Annotated in this window: 1 protein-coding gene; it reads right to left on the reverse strand. The window is 42.9% G+C overall.

Translation table 11 applies throughout. The features are described 5' to 3' along the window. Window positions 1-281 precede the first annotated feature (281 nt). A complete protein-coding gene (locus GY937_17980; protein ID MCP5058593.1) occupies window positions 282-782 on the reverse strand; it encodes a transposase in 501 nt (166 codons plus the stop codon). Window positions 783-848: the final 66 nt, after the last annotated feature.

An 848-nucleotide genomic window follows, 5' to 3' on the forward strand; every position in this document is an offset into this window, starting at 1 on the left:
AACACCTCTGTCGGCCAGAGCAGGAACGATTTGTTTCGGCGAGAGGTTACTGAATTCTGCGCTGTTGCATACTGCCAAAATTTTCTCTCTTTCTTGCTTAGTCAGTCTGTTGACAGGCTCTTTTTTGACCGTCTGTCTCCGATCGTTAAGCACACAACTTCGCCAGTATTGCAGGGTTCGTGTTGTAATCCCTATTATCTCACAAGCCAATTTTTGGCGTGCTCCGTCAAGCATTGCTGTTGCGATTAATTTCATGGCCATCTGGCGTTTGCAGGCAGGGATCAATCTCCCTCGCTTTCCTCCCAGATGGCATTCCACTTTTTTGATAGCACCAACAGGGCTGCTGTTTCTGCAAGAGCCTTTTCTTTACGCTTTAGCTCACGCTCAAGTTTATTGATTTTCTGTTTATCTTCACGCCTGTTACGTGTTTGAACTTTGTTGAGCTGAGCGCTGTTTTTATAGCCAGACAGTGCAGATGCTTTCCATTGTTCGACTTGTTCTTTATAGAGGCCCTTCTGACGACAATATTCGCTGAGTTGAATCTCATTGAATGATGCTGTTTCTATGACAACAGCCAATTTATCTTCAGCAGACCATTTATCTGATTTCTTGTTATTAGCAGGCACAGCCACTCCTTTGTTTCGATATTGTTTTCTCCATTTGTAGAGTGTAACATCTGAAACTCCGGTGTCTCTAGATAATTGTGGAATGGATACTGGATGAGGTGGCATCATCTTTCTCATTATTGCTTCTTTGAATTCATCTGAATATCGTTTTTGCATTCTAGCATCTCACTTCGCCCTCATGGTTATGATTTTTTTGAGGCGCAAACTATCCTGACACATAGG

The sequence above is a fragment of the bacterium genome (assembly GCA_024228115.1).
Classification (GTDB): domain Bacteria; phylum Myxococcota_A; class UBA9160; order UBA9160; family UBA6930.

Bases quoted from the DNA above. Each gene is read 5' to 3' on its own strand.
- GY937_17980 (MCP5058593.1), bottom strand. From the start codon at position 782: ATGCAAAAACGATATTCAGATGAATTCAAAGAAGCAATAATGAGAAAG.